Here is an 18,911-nt window from a genome sequence, read left to right as displayed (position 1 = left end):
CAAAATAACTAAAAATAAACCCATACTTACAGGCAAAAATGGTACAAGGCAAAGATGTTGTTAAAGCAAGCGGATTGGTGTACGTAACTGACGGTATGCCTGGTATTTACCGAAAAGGTAAGCCAGGTAAATTCCATTACGAAGATAAAGATGGACATAAAATAACCGAAGAGAAGCACCTCGATAGGATAAAAGCACTGGTGATTCCGCCTGCATGGCAAAACGTATGGATTGCCAACAAACCCAACGCATATCTGCAGGTTACCGGCATTGATGCCGCCGGCAGAAAACAATATAAATACCATGGCAAATGGACCAGCCGCCGATCTGAAGATAAATATTTTCGTCTACTGGAATTTGGAAAAGCATTGCCAAATGCCAGGAAAAATCTCGAAAAAGACCTCCGGAGGAAAGAATTAGATGAACGAAAGGTATTGGCCATTTCGGTCGATGTGCTTCAAAAAACATTGATTCGTGTGGGTAACGAAAGTTATAAACAGCTTTATGGTTCTTTCGGCCTCACTACCCTGCGCGATAAACACGTCAAAATCGACGGTAGTAAAATTACGATGGATTTTATAGGTAAAAAGGGTGTTCAACAGAAAGTAGAACTGAACGACAGATCATTAGCCAAACTGGTCAAAAAATGCAGGGATATTCCCGGGCAGGAATTATTTCAGTTTTATACTAATGGCAAAGAACACAAAAGTATCGATTCGGGTAAAATAAATTCATATATCAGAGAAATTACAGGTGATGATTTTACTGCCAAAGATTTTAGAACCTGGGGCGGAACATTGGAGGCATTGCGCCAGTTTTCGAAGTGCAGTGCCGACGAAAACTTTAACCTCAACTCTAAAAAGGCCATTGTTAGCGTGTTGGATTGCGTAGCAAAAAAATTAGGTAATACAAGGGCAGTATGTAAAAGTTCTTATGTGTACCCGCTGTTGCTTACCGCTTATGAAAACGATGAACTGGGCAAATACATGAAAAAAATGAATAACAATAAAATAACCGGAAAACTGGGCCTGGCGCATGATGAGAAAGTATTATTATCATTTTTAAAAGCCAATAGTAAGTAGAAAACCAATTATATTTGTCCTTTCATCCTAATATGCACATTAATCTTGACGATAAAGCTGCCGTTTTTTATACATTGATTGAAGAATCTCCGATGCCTATTGCATTGTATGTTGGAGAAAAAATGGTGATCAAAGTAGCCAATAAGGCCATACTTAAAGCTTGGGGTAGGGATAGTAGCGTTATCGGGCAGGAACTTGCCATTGCATTGCCTGAATTAAAAGACCAACCTTTTTTAAGCATTTTGGAAGAGGTTCGCCAAACAGGCATTGCTTACGAAACAAAAGAAGACCGCGTATTGCTGATCAACAATGGTGTACTGCAGACCTTCTATTTTGATTTTATCTATAAACCTTTAAAAGATGATAACGGGAAGGTTTGGGGCATCGTTAATAACGCCACTAATGTTACCGAGCTGGTAAATGCCCGATTAAAGATTAAAGCCAGTGAAGAGCTTTTCCGGAAGATGATTCAGGATGCACCTGTAGCCATAGGTATTTTAAGGGGCGAAAATTTTATAATTGAACAGGCAAATGCAGATCTTTTAAAATTATGGGGTAAAACAGAAGAGGTAATCGGGCTCCATTTAATGGATGGTTTGCCCGAATTAAAGGGACAACCCTTTCCCGATTTGTTAACTCAGGTTTACCAGACAGGGGTACCCCATTATGGCTATGAAACCATGGCGAGTTTAGAAAGAGATGGTGTACTTCAGGATTATTATTTCAATTTTGTATATGACCCAATCCGCGATCAACACAATGTGGTGACCGGGATCATGGTTGTGGCCAACGAAATCACTTCGTTAGTACATTCGCGGATGGAAATGGCCAAAAGCGAAGAACGTTTCAGGAATTTGTTATTGGATACTCCAATGGCCACAGGCTATTACGAAACGGAAGATATTATAATCTCTCTGGCTAACGATGAAATGCTGCGGTTCTGGGGTAAAGATAAAAGTGTAATCGGAAAGCCGATGGAAGAGGCTATACCTGAATTAAAAGGACAACCTTTTATCGATATTTTAAAAGAGGTTTATCGTACAGGTATTCCCTACCATGCTGATCAGCAGGAGGCTTTATTACCTATTAATGGTAAAATGGAAAGCCTGTGGTTCAATTTTACTTATAAACCTTTGAGGAACGCCGAAGGGAAAGTTTATGCCATTTTACACGCTGCGATGGATGTAACTAAACAAGTTCAGCTACAGCAACAAAAAGATGAATTTTTGGGCATTGCGAGTCACGAATTGAAAACACCTGTAACCAGCATAAAAGCTTATGCGCAGGTATTGGAAAGGATGATCAGAAATGATGGTGATGAGAAAAAGGCTGATATGGTGCGCAAAATGGATTTACAGTTAAACCGTTTAACCGGTTTAATCGGCGATTTACTTGATGTAACCAAAATACAGTCGGGGAAAATGACTTTTAATCCGGCAAAATTTGATTTTGATGAGGCGGTAAAAGAAATTGTAGATGAAATGCAGCACATCACTTCTAAACATTACATCAAAACCGATTTAAACAGCAATGCCATGGTTTATGTGGATCGGGAACGTATTGGCCAGGTGATTACCAATTTTTTATCAAATGCGATTAAATACTCTACTGATGCCAATCAGATTGATGTAAGTACCTATTTGCTAAACAACGAAGTAATTTTGTGTGTAAGGGATTATGGAATCGGGATTTCGAAAGAGCTGCAACACCTGGTTTTCGATCAGTTTTATCGGGTAGGTGGAAGCCTGCAGCATACCTACCCTGGTTTAGGTCTTGGACTTTATATTTCTGCAGAAATTATCAAAAATGAAAGGGGGAGAATTTGGGTAGAAAGTGAAGAGGGGCAGGGTGCCTCGTTTTGCTTTGCCTTAAAAATTTAATTACACCAATTCATAATTTAACTGGTGTAATTCTTTATCCTGTATTATTCTTTAGGTGCCTTTTTTATCGGATGAACAGGTTGTTCTTCGTTTTCACGCTGTTTCGCCGGATTACTGGTTTTAGGCGCTTTATTCGGCGTACTGTCGTTTTCTTTTCTTACGGTTTTATGGTCAACAGGTTCCCTGCCTTTTGGCACCTCTTCCTGGTAATTACTTCCTGGTTTATCGCTTTTAACTTTTGGACCGCTCATATTTATAGTGATTGAATGATTGATTTTTGAATGAGACAGATATCTATTCGTTTTATATATAACAACACTCAATCTGTTAAGTTTGAAAATCTTCCAAAACAGTTTATCTTTCCCTCACTCCATCATTAATTATAAAGCAAATATTTCTTGCGCATGGTTTTGTATGCATTAAGGCCGGGTTCCCAGCTGGCTCTGATTTCTGCTTCACTTTTGCCGTCAATTACCTGCTGCCTGAAATCGGCAACACCAACTAATCTTTCAATAACGCCCATCTCTTTGCTCAGTTTAGTGTTGAAAAAGTCTTCTTTTTTGGGCGATGCCTGATATAAGGAAATTAACCACGATAAATTGATCTGTTTGCTTTTGCGTAATTCTGCTGTATCATAATTTCGCAAGTCTAATCCATAACAAACCTGATCTTGAAATAATGGTGTTTCAGACATTCCTTTTATACTTTTTGGCGTAAAACTAAAGTCGAATTTGCCTTTAAGATAAGGCGCTCCAACAATAGTAAAAGGAAACATTGTTCCGCGGCCATGGTTTAAATAAGTGCCTTCAAATAAACAGGTTGATGGGTAAAGTAAAATAGATTGCTGTGTATTTAAGTTAGGAGAAGGTTTAACCGGTAAAGTATAATCCATGTTATGGTCGTAATTGGCATTTTTGATAATGATAATTTTGCATTTCACCTTATCTTTCAACCAGCCTTCGCCATTTAACATCTGTGCATATTCGCCAACCGTTAAGCCATGTGCAATAGGTATTGGCTGCACCCCAATGCCCGATTTAAATTTTGGATCTAAGATCGGTCCGTCGATTAAATAACCATTTGGATTTGGACGGTCTAAGATTAATAACGTTTTATTGTTAGCAGCACAGGCTTCCATAACATGTTGCAGGGTATTGATATAGGTGTAAAAACGGACACCCACATCCTGGATATCGAAGATCATCAGATCAATATCCGCTAAATCTTCAGCTGTTGGGGTACTGTGTTTGCCATAAAGCGATATGGCTTTTATGCCAGTTTTAGTGTCGACATCATCTTTAACGGTAACACCAGCACTGGCATTTCCTCTAAAACCATGCTCAGGCCCAAATATCTTCTGGATTTTTACACCTCTTTTCAACAGACTATCAACCGATGTTTGCGTACCAATAATCGATGTAGGATTAACCACCATGCCAACACGTTTGTCTTTTAATAGCGGCAGGTACTTCTCGGTCTGCTCAGCACCGGTTTTAATTGCAGTTGATAATTTTACCGTCTTGATCATCAGTTTTTTGTTTTCAGGGCTTTTTTTGCCCAAAACCTCTTGTTCTTGTGGTTTGGATTGCCCACAGGCCGATAATGCGATTAAACTGGTTAAGGTAAAGCTGATGTATTTTTTCATTTTATTATATGCTAATTTTCCGGAATTATATCAAAACAATTCACCGTATATTTTATTATGCTATTGGTATTTCTTATGCTCAGTAATAATTGATATTTAAAGTTGGTTATTTATTTTCGGAAATGCCATTTTTAAAAAGGAATTGAGCATTTTTGTTACTTACAAACTGATTAAATTGAATTTCGAATATTTCATAGCAGGGCGGATAGCCATTAAATCTGAGCGTACTTTTTCAAAACTTATCGTACGTATTGCAATAGCAGGCGTGATGCTGAGCCTGGCTGTTATGATTCTTTCCATAGCCATTATCAAGGGTTTTAAAACGGAGATTCAAGATAAAGTAAGGGGGTATTTAGGCGATATACAGATTACCCGTTACGACCTGAATAATTCATTTGAGCATTCGCCCTTCATACCCGATGCAGAAACGGAAAAGATGCTCAAAAACAACCGTGATATTGAATATTATTATCCTTTTGCTACAAAACCCGGCATTTTATCGGCCAATAATGAAATTGAAGGCATTAATTTTAAGGGAATAGATAAAAGCTATAAATGGGATTACATAAAACAGCATATTATCAGTGGTACCATTATCGATTTTTCTGACAGTACAGCTGCTATGCAGGAACTGCTGATTTCAAAATATACGGCCAACCGATTAAAACTTAAAACAGGTGATGATTTTATCATGTACTTTGTTCAAAACCAGTTGCGTCCCCGTAAATTCAAAATTGTAGGTATTTACGATATTGGTGTAGAAGATATTGATAAGGGTTTTGTGCTGGGCAACCTGAACATCATTAAACGTTTAAATAACTGGAAAGCTAATGAAATTGGTGGTATAGAAATCAGGATCAAGGATTTTAAGCGGCTTAAACCCATTTCCGATCATATTTATGAAAGTCTCCCACGCAGTTTACGCTCGTATTCCATCGAAGAAAATTTTCCTAATATTTTTACCTGGTTGGGCCTTCTAGATGTTAATACCAAAGTATTATTAATTCTGATGCTTATTGTAGGTGTAATTAATATGATTACAGCATTGTTGATTATGATTCTGGAAAAAACCAATATGATCGGGATGTTAAAATCTTTTGGGGCCAGCAACTGGAGCATTATGAAGATTTTCCTTTACAATGCTGCTTATTTAATTGGTATTGGCTTGTTACTTGGGAATATTCTGGGCTTGGGGCTTGGTTTCTTACAGCAGTCTACACACATTTTTAAACTTAATCAGGCTTCTTATTTTTTAGCTTATGCACCCATAGAATTTCATTTTATTGATGTGTTGCTGCTTAATATTGTTACGGTAGTGGTGTGCTTAACCGTTTTGGTTATTCCTTCGCTATTGATCAGCAAGGTTTCACCACTTAAGGCAATCCGGTTTAAATAAAAAAACTTGGGGCACCGGTCAGATCAGTTCCCGATGCCCAAGCAACCTAAACTAAGCCCTTATTGCTCAACCTTTATGGTGTAGTATTATCCTTGTAAAAGCTGAGGATCAGATTTTGATATCGAATTAATTTCAACAAAAATCTATATCAAACTAATTGCTTCTTTTTAAAATATATTCATAATCTATGGTAGCGTAAGTGGTACCAGGAAAAAAATCTGATTTTTTATTAAACCTTTTTCTGAGGGTTAAATCCACTCCGCTGCTTCTAATATCATATTCGCCATTTAACATCATATTCCAGTCAAAATCTGCCGTCCAGGCACCTTCATCCTCAAAATAGCCAATGCCATTTTTGAAAGTATAAGATCCTTTTCCGCTCAGTGATTTTAAGTGAGTATTTGTACCTGGTGTAATATTGAATTTTCCACCCGCCAACGAAATTGACATGGGCCGTGTTTCGGGTACAGATTTATCACTATTGGTAATGACCAAAACACCTGTATAATTACCGTCCAGTAAAACATTTACGTTTGTGGATTTTTTACAGCCCAAAGCTAAAATCAGGGCAAAGAGGAAAATACAGATTTGGACTTTCATACTCCTTAAACGGAGTTGAAAATGAAAACGCTACACTTAAATCGAAATCCATTCTATCCCATGGGTACTATGGATAAACTCTGTCCGCGGTTCGAGGTTTAAGTACGGATAGGTAACTTTTGAAAGATACAGGCCTGTTGGATGGGCAGGTAATGATATTTTGGAAGGTTTAAGGGTAATCAGTTCACTTTCAAATTCATCCATACTGAGTTCTCCTTTGCCAACCATTAAAATTTTGCCCATAGTCAAGCGGATCATTTTACCCAAAAAGCGGTTGCTGGCAATATGAAACCTCAACCTGTTGCCCTTTGCATTTACAAATAAATCGGCTTCCATTACATTGCATAAGGTATGTTCATATTTATCAGGATGCGTACAGAAAGCCCTGTAATCTTTATATTGAGGCAATAATTTTACTACAGCCTTCATTTTATCAAAATCTAAGTGGTTTAATAGATAAAAGGAGCTTTGGCTGCTTAAAAAAGGATCTTTATAGGTGTGGACAAAATAATCATATTTCCGCTGTACAGCATCGAAACGGGCATGTGGTTTGCCTTCCATTTTAATAATGTCGAATACGGCAATATTATAGGGTAAAGCTTTATTTAAAATGAAAACCAGATCAAAATCAATCTCCTTTTCTATATCAGCATGAAAAAAAAACTGACTGGCATGCACGTGAGCATCGGTGCGTCCGCAACCATTAATGGCAGTTGGCGATTTTAAAATCTTCGACAGGGTTTGTTCTATAACTTCCTGAACGCTTTTAATACCAGGTTGTTTTTGCCACCCGTTATAATATTGGCCCTGATAGGCAATGTGAAAAAAATACCTCATTATTCTGCTGCAATTTTACGGAATTTTTAGCACCAGGAATATTAAATCATATTTTTGTGCTATAAATTTTAATCATGCATTCAATAAACTGTCCCTGTGGAAGTGGAATAACTTTTCATCACTGTTGCCAGCCCTATCATTTAAAAACGAAAACAGCGCCAACCGCAGAGGCTTTAATGCGTTCGAGATATTCGGCTTTTGTGGTAGCTGATGCGGATTATCTTTATGAAACTACGCATACCAGCAAAAGAAAGAACCATTCCAGAAACGGTTATTTAAACAGCGCGAAAAATACCAGATGGCTAAAGCTCGAGATTGTTTTTTCGGCTTTTGATGTGATAGAGTTTAAGGCTTATTACCTGAATAAGAAATTTCAGACTGAAATATTGCATGAAAAATCTGATTTCAGGTTAGAAGATGGGCAATGGTATTATGTGGATGGAGAATTTTATGAATAAGGTTGAAATCGCAAAATTCATATAAAATTTGCGATTCCATTCGCAGAATTAATATGAATTTTGCGATTATACTCCTTTTAGCTATAATTTTTTTGCTTCGTTCCAATATATATCCATTTCAGCAAGTGTCATATCGGCCAGGGCTTTTCCATTTTCTTTTGCTTTGCTTTCGAGGTATTGAAAACGTTTGATGAATTTTTTATTGGTTTTTTCTAATGCATTTTCCGGATTGATATTGATGAAACGCGCATAATTGATCAGGGAGAACAATACATCGCCAAATTCTGATTCAGCTTTTTCCAGATCGATTGCGGTATGTTCTGTCACATTAAATTCAGTTTTAAATTCCTGCAGCTCTTCCTCCACTTTTTCCCATACCTGCTTTTTATCTTCCCAATCGAAACCTACTCCGCGGGCTTTTTCCTGAATACGGGCCGCTTTAACCAAAGCGGGAAGTGATGATGGAACACCGGCCAACACCGATTTGTTACCTTCTTTTAATTTAATCTGTTCCCAGTTGCGTTTAACATCTGCTTCGTTCTCCACTTCAACATCGCCATAAATATGTGGGTGCCGGTTTACCAGTTTATCACAAACGCCATTCAAAACATCGGTAATGTTAAAATCGTTGGTTTCGGAAGCAATTCTGGCATAGAAAACCAGATGCATCATTACATCACCAAGCTCCTTTTTAATTTCGTTTAAATCGCCGTCTAAAATGGCATCACTTAACTCATAAGTTTCTTCTATAGTTAAATGGCGTAGTGTTTCCATGGTCTGTTTTTTATCCCATGGGCATTGTGTACGCAATGTATCTAAAACGGTAAGTAAACGTGTAAAGGCATCAGCCGGATTATTGGCGCTTGCAGGAATTGGATTGTTAGGCATGTTTTATGGTTGAACTGGATTTATCTAACGCTAAAGTACCAAACCCAAGTGATTAAGAAAAACTGAAAAGGAATTCTGAACCATAAATATTTGGGGCCTGGGCCTGGCTTATACAGGTTTTCGTAATTGATGCGGTGTTTGGCTGCATAAATATTTGCAGGTAGAATGGTTATATAGAAAATAATTAGCGCTATTCCGGTGAAATACCGGGTGCCTGGTATGGCCAGTCCGATGGCAAACAAGATTTCCAGAGCCCCTGTTAAAAGTACAAGTTCTGCTTTTTTAGGTATAAACAGCGGAATCATGGCGGCCATGCTGGTTTTAAATTTGAAATGGCCAATAGCAGTAAACAGTAACATTACGCCCATGGCCATATTACCTGCAAAAATATTTCCTTTATCAAATGTGGTATGACCGCCAAAGGCTAATAGCGCAATATAAACGATTACAAGTACAAATAAAGGTTTCATTTGGTGGACTAATCTACTTTATTAAATTAAATGCTATTAAAATTGTAGCAATAAACAATACCAAAAGCCCCGATAAAAAGATAAAGTCTGCCGCCTTTTCCAACCGCTGGCCGGTCATTCTTTGTCTTCTCATCGAAATAAAAGATAAGATACAGCTCGTCATAAAAAACATTACAGCAGCCACGGCAAATTCGTCAATCAAAGAACCATCGTTGAGTGCAAGTTTTTTAAGGGAAGTAAGTACAATAAAGCAAATACCCAGGAGATTGGCAGAAGTGCTTAAAATATGTGGCGATCTGTTTTCGGCCATTCTAGTCTTTTTCTTCTAATTTAATCTTTTTTGTAATCCGGTAAATCCGTTTCTTTTTATCGGGCTTATGTTCTTCGCCCATTAAGATGCCCCAAGGTTTTAAGCTGTCTACTCTATCGAAAATTATTTTTAAGATGGCCAAATAAGGAATACACAAAAACATACCTGAGATACCCCAGATCATTTCGCCAACAACAATGCCGATAAAGGCAAATAAGGCATTTATTTTTACTTTAGAGCCCACCACTAATGGCATCAATACATTTCCATCTATGGCATGTACCCCAACAAAGGCAATCAAAACCAGCAATACTTTACCAGCACCTGCTGTAGCGAAAGTTATAAGACAGCTTACTAACAGCGCAAAGAATATCCCCAAATAAGGGACTACATTAAAAATACCTGCTACAAGGCCCAAAAGAACGGCGTATTTAACGCCCAGTAAACTCAGTACCGTAATCATTAATACCGTAACAATAAGCATTTGTAAGAACAGACCTATGATATATTTTTTAATGATGTACTGAATCTGGCTCACAATTTCTGACACTTTTTCTTTATGTTCTTTACTAAAAACAGAAGTTAAAAAAGTAAATAAAACCCTGCGGTAGTTTAAGATAAAGAAAGTGAATAGTAGTGTAAAACCTAAAAACAATAGGGTAGAGGATAGGGTAGAGAGGGTTGTGGCTACAATTGCAGCACTGGTTGCCAAAGCTTTTTCTGTGCTATCGTTTAAATAACTGAGTTGTTTCTGAGAATTTATACCGAAAGTATGAGAAATCCATTTTTGGAGTTCGTGATATGAAACATTTGCTTTCTCTTTAAGTAAAGGCCAATCTGCCCATAAATCACTTAGTTGGTTGCCAAAAAAGTATATAATTCCTCCAATTACGGCAATCATGAGAATCACTGATAGCAGGGTTGAAAAGCTCCTTTTGAATTTTAACCGGTGTTCCAGAAAATTACCTACAGGTAATAATAGTATTGCCATTAGAAAAGAAAACAGTAAGGGGGCCAGTAAAGAGTGGCCTAAAATGGCAATGTATGTTAAACTGATTAAACAGAAAAGAACCAATGCTAGTTTGGGTAGAAAAGATAGTTTGTCTTTCATATATTTTAAAAATCCTGATTAATACAAAATGCCCGAGTAATTGTTTCATTAATCGGGCATTTAAATATAAGAGATTATTTTTAATAGCTGCTCGCTTTATCTAAAAGAGAAATATCTTCTGCTGATAATTTTAAATTAACAGCTTCAGTGAAAGATTTTAATTGTTTTAAATCAGTAACGCTTGCAATCGGGGCCGTAATTGAGGGGTGATGAATTAACCAGGCCAGGGCTACAGAAGCTGGCTCCACACGATGTTTCCCTGCAACCTGATCGAGTGCTGTTAAAATTTTAAAGCCTCGTTCATTCAGAAATTTTTTAACGCCTCCGCCACGCTGGCTTTTGTTCAGGTCGTTTTCACTACGATATTTTCCGGTTAAGAAACCACTGGCCAGCGAATAATAAACCACAACGCCTAAGCCGTAATCCAGGCAGATTTTTTCGTGTTCCTGCTCAAAGTCCGCTCTATCATAAAGGTTGTACCCTGGTTGGTAAACTTCGTAACGTGGTAAACTATTTTTGGTGGAATAAATTAATGATTCTGTAAGTCGGTCAGCAGAAAAATTAGATGCTCCGATCCAACGGATTTTACCAGCCTTAATTAAAGTTTCGTAGGCACTTAAGGTTTCTTCAACAGGGGTGCTTTCGTCATCAAAGTGTGAAAAATAAAGATCGATATAATCGGTTTGCAAACGCGATAGAGAATGTTCTACTTCGTTTATAATGTAATCTTTCTTTAATGATTTACCTTGCCCCATATCCGAACCTACTTTGGTCGCGATAATAATGTCGTGACGCCTATTGTGTTTTTTTAGCCAGTTGCCGATAATCGTTTCCGATTCGCCACCACTATTGCCGGGTGCCCATCGAGAATATACATCTGCGGTATCAATAAAATTGAAACCATTTTCTACAAATTCGTCTAATATTTCAAATGATTTCTTTTCATCAATCGTCCAGCCAAAAACATTTCCTCCGAATACAATGGGGGCAATACTTAAATCGGTTTTTCCTAAGGTTCTTTTTTCCATGATACGAATATTAATGTTGTTCTAACAATTTTAGGTTGTACTGGTTTTAGTAGGCGGTCTAAATTATGTCAAAATGAAATTATGTTTTTAACCGCAAGGCTCGCAAAGAGAAAGGTGCTGGGTTGGGAGGCTATTCTATTGTATCGTTTTAACCAAAGAAATGTAAACACAAAGGTAAAGAAGGGCAAAAAGTTTAACGACTATTCTTATCCTCAGACTTTCGGATTTCCGATGAAGAACTTTTCACATCATCCATCTTACATTTTCCATTCTTTACCCCCCTTTAATTGCCCTAAGCATTTCCCTTTTTCCGGGGGCGCCAGGCAATTTTTCTATATTAAATCCGCAGGCTTTTACCGCTCTTTTAAGTTTTCCGGTAATGGCGTAGGTAACAAAAGTACCACCCGGTTTTAAGAAACTGCAGGCATGTGCAATAATTTCATCGCTCCACATTTCGGGCTGGTGCTGTACGGAAAATGCATCATAATAAATCAGGTCAAATTTTTGGTCACTGCTGTATTCGGCTAATGTGGTATGCTGAATTTCTAACGTGCAAAGTGGCGTTAATTTTTGTGGTGCTCGTAATGCTTCTTGATAATTTAAAATAAAATCGGTCCATATTTCTTCAGGAACATATGCTGCATAACCTGTTTGCTCTATCATATCTTTACCGAGCGGAAAAGCTTCGATGCTGGTGTATTTTAGTTTAATGTTATTTGCTGTACCATATTCGGAACTTAAAATAAAATTTAACCCCGTGCCGAAACCAACTTCCAAAATAGAAATTTCATCTTGATTAGCGGAAGCAAATTTCAAACCTGCATCAATGAACACATGTTTGCTTTCTTGCAGGGCGCCGTGTTTACTATGGTAATGTTCGCCTATGGTTTCGTTGTAAAGTGTATTGGAGCCATCGGCAGTAGGGGTGATAATATTCATGGGCTTTGATTATTTGATTTTTCAGGGTAATGATGCAAATATAGGAACAGGATTAATAGGATTTTTGGATTTCCACGATCACTTAGCAATTCAACAATTCAAGGAGTAAGAATTAATTAAAGATCATATTTATCTCGCTACTTGTGTCTAGCAACTTGTATCTTTAATTTTTATTCTTTTGTTCTTAGCTTTGTTCTTACCCTAAACCCTAAACCCTAAACCCTAAACCCTAAACCCTAAACCCTAAATATGGATATCGAATCGTTCAGAGCATATTGTTTGAGTTTGCCCGGCACTACAGAAGGTATGAAATGGGAACATTTGTGTTTTATGATCGAAGAGAAAATCTATGTCATTATCGCTATAGATGAAGGTAATCGTTTTTCCATTAAATGCCGTCCCGATGAATTTGATGAACTTGCTGCCAGAGACGGCATTGCTCAGGCCTACCATATGGCAAAGCGGCAATGGATTCAGATCGAGAACTTAGACGTGTTGAACGATAAAGAACTGAAAAGCAGGGTGGCCGATTCGAGAGCAATGGTTTTAGCTAAATTGCCGAAGAAAACGCAGGCCAGGTACGCTTAAGTTTATTGCGAAGTCCTTGTGCGTGTAGATCAGTCACCAGACTATCTTTATAACATAAAGGGTATTTACTGCTCGCCCTTAGTTTCCTCTTTCATCGTTTCTTCCTCTTTGGTTTCATCTTTTTTAATGCCTTTGTCAGCATTCAGCTCTTTCGATTTCATAATATTAAAACGGTACATCTCTTCAATTCCAACAAGTTTTCGCGTACATTTATTAATGTCTGTTCCTTCTTCCCATAAATACGGGCGGAAACTATAGGTTTTGGTTCCATCCAAATTGGCAATAAATTGATCCCAGCTGTTCCAGCGTAATCCCTTATAAAATTTAGAGAGGTCACTGTCGAAACAAAAAACAAGGAATTCTCCATAGCCAGCCCCAAGCGGTTGCCAGGTTAACGTATTCGGTTCAAGGTAATAAACGTTTTTGATGTCTTTGCCCAAACCGCCATAATTAATGGCGAAAAAACCACCTACGGCATCATCTGCAATGAGGAGGTAAGGAATATTGTCGCCATACTCTTTTAAGGTTTTTCCTTTATTCCAATCGGCTACATTTCTGCTCAGTCTTTCGCTACCCGAACCTAAAATTCTAATCCAGCCATTATCAACCATAATCCCCCCGGTATTGTAAATTACCGAACCAAGTGTGGCATAGGTTGTCATTTGAGAGTGATATAAAACCTCTTTTGCCTTTGCAGAATCAACAGGTAGTATCTCTACCTTGTTTTTTGCAGAATCAATCCATTTTTTTACCAGCGGCCACGCAGGATCTGTTTTATTAATTAATTTCTCAATACTGATTAAATTATTTTCCTGAGCAAAACCTGTGAGGGAAAATAAAGTTAAAGCAACGATAAAGAGGAAGTTGGTTGGGCTTTTCATGGATAGGATACTTATGTTTTTTTCAAAGATAGGATGATAATTAGGAATTGCTGAAAGGAGCAGGATTAATTTTTGATTTAGGTAAAGGTTGAATGAGTTATTGGTTCTTGTGGGACACAAACCATTGCCCCTGGAATGACTGTTGTTTTGGGTTTTTTCATCCTATACAGGTATAATTATCAATACCAATTGCTTTTGTTTGTGATGACATGGAAACCAAGGCAGATTGAATTAATGCTTTTGGTAGGTATCAGATGGAAACATCTGACACCACGGCTAAAAAAAAGCGTCCCGAAAATATCGGAACGCTCGTAATATTGATGGTGATATAATAATTAAACTTTATAGTTGGGCGGAAGAAAACTTTAGGTCTTAAACCCTCCATCTTTCAACCTTCTACCTTTAACTACCACATTCTAATTCTGTCTTCTGGTTTTTTATATAGCTTATCGCCAGGTTTAACATCAAAAGCATTGTACCATGCATCCATATTTACAGGAGCACCAATGGTACGATATGGACCTGGAGAATGCGGATCTGTTTTAATTAACTGAGCTGCACTTTCAGGTAAAATGTTACCTCTCCACACCTGTGCCCAGGCTAAAAAGAAACGCTGATCTGGTGTAAAACCATCAATTTTCTCCTTGCTCTGTCCTTGTTTGGTCATTTTGAAAGCCGTATAGGCAGCATTTAAGCCTCCTAAATCGCCAATGTTTTCACCCATGGTTAATTTACCGATTACATGAATGGTATCCAATACGGTATAAGCATCAAATTGCTCCCCTAAAGCTTTGGTTTTGGCATCAAATTTAGCTTTGTCTTCAGCTGTCCACCAGTTTTTTAAGTTACCGGCTGCATCATATTGGCTTCCGCTGTCATCAAAACCATGGCTCATTTCGTGGCCAATTACGGCGCCTATACCGCCATAGTTAACGGCATCATCAGCATTTGGATCGAAGAAAGGAAACTGTAAAATACCCGCAGGGAAAACAATTTCGTTCAATGTAGGACTGTAGTAGGCATTAACCGTTGGGGGGGTCATTCCAAAGCGTTTGCGATCAACAGGTTTCCCCAACTGATCAATCATTTCATTATAGCCCCAAATACTTGCATTGCGTAGGTTTTGGAAATAAGTATCCTTATTAATCACTAAACCATCATAGTTTTTCCATTTTTCAGGATAACCCACTTTGGGTGTAAATGCATGTAATTTAGCTAAGGCTTTTTGTTTGGTTGCAGGGCTCATCCACTCTAAACCATTAATTCTGATTTCGAATGCTTTACGCAGGTTCACAATCATCTGGTTCATGCGTTCTTTAGCTTCCGGCTTAAAATATTTAGCCACGTAGAGCTGACCTAATAATTCGCCAATAGTGCCGTCGGTTAAGGATGACATGCGTTGCCAACGTGGTGTTTGTACTTTCTGACCCGTTTGAGCCTGTGTAAAAGCGAAACTGGCTTTCACAAACGGAGAACTTAAACTGGAAGCCGATCCTTTTAAGATGTTCCATTCCAAATAGGTTTTCCAATCTTCAACGGGAATTGATTTCAACATTCCATCAAGGCTTGCCATAAATTTAGGCGATGAAACCAGAACAGTATCTTGATTTTTAATTTTAAATTTTGGTAAATAAGTTGTCCAGTTAATATCCGGCGTTTTTTGATTTAGTTCGGCAACAGTAAGCTTGTTGTAGGTAGCATAAGGATCGCGCATTTCTAAACGGCTCATCTGTGCCTCAGCAAATTGCTTTTCAATTTTGTAAACAGTTGCTGCTTTTTGTTTGGCCTCTTCAGGAGAACTTCCTGTTAAAGTGAACAAGGTAACCATGTAAGTATTGTATGCCTCGCGGATTTTAACGCTACGGGCATCATCTTTCAGGTAATAATCACGATCGGGTAGGGTTGTGCCGCCCTGACCAATGTTAACCATGTATTTATTTACGTTTTTGCGGTCCTGGCCAACGCCCAAACCGAACATTCCACCGCCCAAACCATTGGTGCGCATATAGGCCACCTGATCAAGCACACCCTCGATGTTTTTAATTTGCTTAATTTTAGCTAAATCGGCTTTAATAGGGGTATAGCCTAATTTTTCAATGGTTGCACTATCCATAGCGGCAGAATAAAAATCGCCAACTCTACGCTTAACCGAACCTGCAGGAGCAGATTTATCGGCAGCTGCATCTTCCACTAAAGATTTAACAGCATTGATGTTGAAATCGCGAAGTTCGTTAAATGAACCCCAGCGTGTTTCCTTAGCAGGGACCGGATTATTTTTTATCCAATTGCCACTCGCATAGGTGTAGAAATCGTCACCTGGCTTAACGGACAGATCCATGTTGGCAGGGTCGATAAATTTTTTTGTTTGTGCATTTGCAGAAAAGCCAGCAGCGACTATACCCAGCGCCGCAAAACATCTTTTCAAATTTTGGTATTTCATTCGCTTAATAAGTTAATAATGATGCGAAATTTAGGAAATACTAATTAATACTGGTGTTATATATTAAGAATATTACTTGTTAAACCAGTAGTAAATTTTTGCTAAGCCCAGCCGCCTGATTAAGTCGGATGCTGAAAAAGAAAATTTGATAGATTTCATGATTTTAAATCTTTTATACCACTATTAACATTTTTTAACAAAATTTATTGTGCGCTTGTAAAAATTATTGCTATTGAGAATGATTCGGAATAAAGCATATTATTTTCCATAAATTTGAAATACTTATCCAGATGCCTTACGTTTTCAAAAACTTTGGGGTTTTGGAGGTGTTAAAAAAATGATGTCATAAGAATATTGTATATAAATGAGCCATTCACACGATAAAGAAGATAACTGTTGCAGCAGTAAAGCACATTCCGAAACCAAACATATTCATGACCACACACATGAAGAAGGCGACGAACATGACCACGACCATGGTGGAGATCCATCAGCCTTTAAAACTTATTTGCCAGCCATCGTAACATTGGTTATGTTGCTGATTGGAATTGTGTTCGATAACCTGTTTACGGTTCCTGCATTTCAGCTCATCCGCCCTTATTGGTATATTGTGGCCTATTTACCTGTGGGAATTCCGGTTTTACGTGAGGTTTGGGAAACATTTAAGGCCAAAGATTTTTTTACCGAATTCTCTCTAATGTCTATCGCTACTATTGGCGCTTTTGCTATTGGCGAGTATCCGGAAGGGGTAACGGTGATGCTTTTCTATAGTATAGGAGAGTTGTTTCAAATGGCTGCGGTAAACCGTGCAAAAAGAAATATTAAAGCATTGCTTGATGTGCGGGCAGAGGTGGCACATGTATTTCGAAATGGAAAATACGAAGATATTAATCCTGAACAGGTAGAAATTGGCGAAACCATACAAGTAAAGGCTGGTGAGAAGATCCCATTAGACGGAGAATTGATCAGTGATAAAAGCAGTTTCAACACTGCTGCATTAACGGGCGAGAGCAAACCGCGCACCATTAATAAAGGTGAATCGATTTTGGCAGGGATGCTTAACCTGGATAAAGTAGTCGAAGTTAAAGTTACCAAAGCTTTTGCTGACAGTGCATTATCGCGTATTTTGGAAATGGTTCAAAATGCCACTACACGTAAAGCAAAAACCGAACTCTTTATCCGCAAATTTGCGAAAATATATACCCCGATTGTTTTCTTTTTAGCCCTTGCGCTGATTACTATTCCAATTTTAGTTTTAGGAAACGAATATCATTTCCAAACCTGGCTGTATCGTTCGCTGGTTTTCCTGGTTATCTCTTGCCCGTGTGCGCTGGTCATTTCTATTCCATTAGGTTATTTTGGCGGAATCGGTGCGGCATCTGCAAATGGTATTCTTTTTAAAGGCGCAAATTTCCTTGATTTAATTACTAAGCTGAACACTGTTGTAATGGATAAAACAGGAACCCTAACTAAAGGTGTTTTTAATGTTCAGACAATAGAAAGCAATATAGATGAAACAGATTTTTTAAACTTATTAACGGCTGTAGAGGCCAAATCTACCCATCCAATTGCGAAGGCTATTGTAGCATACGCAGGTCAGAAAGAAATTCATCCTGCCGAAAACATGGAGGAAATTGCTGGGATGGGTTTAAAGGGTTTGGTTAATGGTAAGGAGGTTTTAGCAGGTAATGTGAAGCTTTTGGAAAAATTTAATATTGATTTTGATCCCCGAATTTCATCAATTGAAGACAGTATCGTTGTGGTTGCTGTAGATCAGCAATATGTTGGTTATGTGCTTATTGCAGATGAGATCAAAGAAGATGCTGCCGAGGCCATCAAACAGCTCCACGAAAATGGAATAAAACAGGTGGTGATGTTAAGTGGGGATAAAACCACAATCGTTAAAAAAGTAGCCTCAGTTTTAGGAATCGATACTTATTTTGGAGATTTATTACCTGAAGGTAAAGTAGCTAAACTAGAAGAAATTAAAAGCGAAAAAAGTAGCGTAGTCGCCTTTGTGGGCGATGGAATTAACGATACTCCGGTATTGGCCATCAGCGATATCGGCATTGCCATGGGTGCAATGGGTAGCGATGCTGCGATCGAAACAGCAGATGTTGTCATTCAAACCGATCAGCCTTCCAAAATTGCAACCGCGATTAAAATAGGTAAGGCCACCAAAAATGTTGTGATCCAGAATATCGTATTGGCGTTTGCTGTAAAAGCAATTGTTTTAATTTTAGGGGCTGGAGGGATAGCAACCATGTGGGAGGCTGTTTTTGCCGATGTTGGTGTGGCACTCCTGGCCATTTTAAACGCGGTGAGAATTCAGAAGATGAAATTTTAGTACATTTATAC

General features: G+C 38.1%; 18 protein-coding genes. 6 read left to right on the top strand and 12 right to left on the bottom strand.

Translation table 11 applies throughout. The features are described from left to right. Window positions 1-38 precede the first annotated feature (38 nt). Window positions 39-1,082 carry a DNA topoisomerase IB gene (locus ABEG20_RS11655; RefSeq protein WP_406823519.1) on the top strand — a complete coding sequence of 348 codons (1,044 nt, stop codon included), beginning with the start codon at window positions 39-41 and terminating at the stop codon, window positions 1,080-1,082. A gap of 32 nt (window positions 1,083-1,114) precedes the next feature. Then, window positions 1,115-2,962, top strand: a complete 1,848-nt coding sequence (locus ABEG20_RS11650; protein ID WP_406823518.1) for an ATP-binding protein — start codon at window positions 1,115-1,117, stop codon at window positions 2,960-2,962. Window positions 2,963-3,006: 44 nt separating this feature from the next. Here the strand turns inward: ABEG20_RS11650 and ABEG20_RS11645 are convergent, their stop codons facing one another. Both ABEG20_RS11645 and ABEG20_RS11640 read right to left on the bottom strand, forming a co-directional pair. After that, window positions 3,007-3,213, bottom strand: a complete 207-nt coding sequence (locus ABEG20_RS11645; protein ID WP_406823517.1) for a hypothetical protein — start codon at window positions 3,211-3,213, stop codon at window positions 3,007-3,009. Between the two features lie 125 nt (window positions 3,214-3,338). Then, window positions 3,339-4,607, bottom strand: coding sequence for an exo-beta-N-acetylmuramidase NamZ domain-containing protein (locus ABEG20_RS11640; protein WP_406823516.1), 1,269 nt, complete (start codon window positions 4,605-4,607; stop codon window positions 3,339-3,341). A 142-nt stretch (window positions 4,608-4,749) separates the two neighbouring features. On the opposite strand from ABEG20_RS11640, the gene ABEG20_RS11635 reads away from it, so the two are divergent. Beyond that, window positions 4,750-6,003: an ABC transporter permease gene (locus ABEG20_RS11635; protein WP_406823514.1), complete on the top strand. Its 1,254-nt coding sequence runs from the start codon at window positions 4,750-4,752 to the stop codon at window positions 6,001-6,003. A 153-nt stretch (window positions 6,004-6,156) separates the two neighbouring features. Here ABEG20_RS11635 and ABEG20_RS11630 read toward each other — a convergent pair whose 3' ends face one another. Further along, a complete protein-coding gene (locus ABEG20_RS11630; RefSeq protein WP_406823513.1) occupies window positions 6,157-6,603 on the bottom strand; it encodes a hypothetical protein in 447 nt (148 codons plus the stop codon). 36 nt (window positions 6,604-6,639) lie between these two features. Next, window positions 6,640-7,440 carry a tRNA pseudouridine synthase A gene (locus tag ABEG20_RS11625; RefSeq protein WP_406823512.1) on the bottom strand — a complete coding sequence of 267 codons (801 nt, stop codon included), beginning with the start codon at window positions 7,438-7,440 and terminating at the stop codon, window positions 6,640-6,642. A gap of 74 nt (window positions 7,441-7,514) precedes the next feature. Between ABEG20_RS11625 and ABEG20_RS11620 the strand changes: the two genes are divergently transcribed. After that, entirely contained in the window at window positions 7,515-7,898 is a 384-nt protein-coding gene (locus ABEG20_RS11620) for a YchJ family protein (protein WP_406823511.1), read from the top strand. Window positions 7,899-7,979: 81 nt separating this feature from the next. Here ABEG20_RS11620 and mazG read toward each other — a convergent pair whose 3' ends face one another. From mazG to mnmD, 6 genes are all read right to left on the bottom strand, one after another. Further along, on the bottom strand, window positions 7,980-8,786 hold the full coding sequence (gene mazG, locus ABEG20_RS11615) for a nucleoside triphosphate pyrophosphohydrolase (protein WP_406823510.1): 807 nt from the start codon (window positions 8,784-8,786) through the stop codon (window positions 7,980-7,982). A 20-nt stretch (window positions 8,787-8,806) separates the two neighbouring features. Beyond that, window positions 8,807-9,256, bottom strand: a complete 450-nt coding sequence (locus tag ABEG20_RS11610) for a hypothetical protein (protein ID WP_406823509.1) — start codon at window positions 9,254-9,256, stop codon at window positions 8,807-8,809. Between the two features lie 13 nt (window positions 9,257-9,269). Then, window positions 9,270-9,566: a hypothetical protein gene (locus ABEG20_RS11605; RefSeq protein WP_406823508.1), complete on the bottom strand. Its 297-nt coding sequence runs from the start codon at window positions 9,564-9,566 to the stop codon at window positions 9,270-9,272. 1 nt (window position 9,567) lies between these two features. Beyond that, window positions 9,568-10,677 carry an AI-2E family transporter gene (locus tag ABEG20_RS11600; RefSeq protein WP_406823507.1) on the bottom strand — a complete coding sequence of 370 codons (1,110 nt, stop codon included), beginning with the start codon at window positions 10,675-10,677 and terminating at the stop codon, window positions 9,568-9,570. A gap of 80 nt (window positions 10,678-10,757) precedes the next feature. Further along, window positions 10,758-11,705 carry an aldo/keto reductase gene (locus ABEG20_RS11595; protein WP_406823506.1) on the bottom strand — a complete coding sequence of 316 codons (948 nt, stop codon included), beginning with the start codon at window positions 11,703-11,705 and terminating at the stop codon, window positions 10,758-10,760. A gap of 273 nt (window positions 11,706-11,978) precedes the next feature. Then, window positions 11,979-12,644, bottom strand: coding sequence for a tRNA (5-methylaminomethyl-2-thiouridine)(34)-methyltransferase MnmD (gene mnmD / locus ABEG20_RS11590; protein ID WP_406823505.1), 666 nt, complete (start codon window positions 12,642-12,644; stop codon window positions 11,979-11,981). 249 nt (window positions 12,645-12,893) lie between these two features. On the opposite strand from mnmD, the gene ABEG20_RS11585 reads away from it, so the two are divergent. Further along, entirely contained in the window at window positions 12,894-13,232 is a 339-nt protein-coding gene (locus tag ABEG20_RS11585) for an MmcQ/YjbR family DNA-binding protein (RefSeq protein ID WP_406823504.1), read from the top strand. A gap of 65 nt (window positions 13,233-13,297) precedes the next feature. On the opposite strand, the gene ABEG20_RS11580 is transcribed toward ABEG20_RS11585, so the two are convergent. Together ABEG20_RS11580 and ABEG20_RS11575 are read right to left on the bottom strand one after the other, a co-directional pair. Continuing rightward, window positions 13,298-14,113 carry a DUF2625 domain-containing protein gene (locus ABEG20_RS11580; RefSeq protein ID WP_406823503.1) on the bottom strand — a complete coding sequence of 272 codons (816 nt, stop codon included), beginning with the start codon at window positions 14,111-14,113 and terminating at the stop codon, window positions 13,298-13,300. 406 nt (window positions 14,114-14,519) lie between these two features. Continuing rightward, complete coding sequence (locus ABEG20_RS11575) at window positions 14,520-16,553, bottom strand: M13 family metallopeptidase (RefSeq protein ID WP_406823502.1); 2,034 nt, start codon at window positions 16,551-16,553, stop codon at window positions 14,520-14,522. 364 nt (window positions 16,554-16,917) lie between these two features. On the opposite strand from ABEG20_RS11575, the gene ABEG20_RS11570 reads away from it, so the two are divergent. Next, window positions 16,918-18,900 carry a heavy metal translocating P-type ATPase gene (locus ABEG20_RS11570; protein ID WP_406823501.1) on the top strand — a complete coding sequence of 661 codons (1,983 nt, stop codon included), beginning with the start codon at window positions 16,918-16,920 and terminating at the stop codon, window positions 18,898-18,900. Window positions 18,901-18,911 lie beyond the last annotated feature (11 nt).

Origin of the sequence: Pedobacter sp. KACC 23697 (assembly GCF_045348445.1) — a bacterium.
GTDB lineage: Bacteria > Bacteroidota > Bacteroidia > Sphingobacteriales > Sphingobacteriaceae > Pedobacter.
Note: the sequence above shows the minus strand (reverse complement) of the source record. Positions and strands in the feature narration are given on the sequence as shown.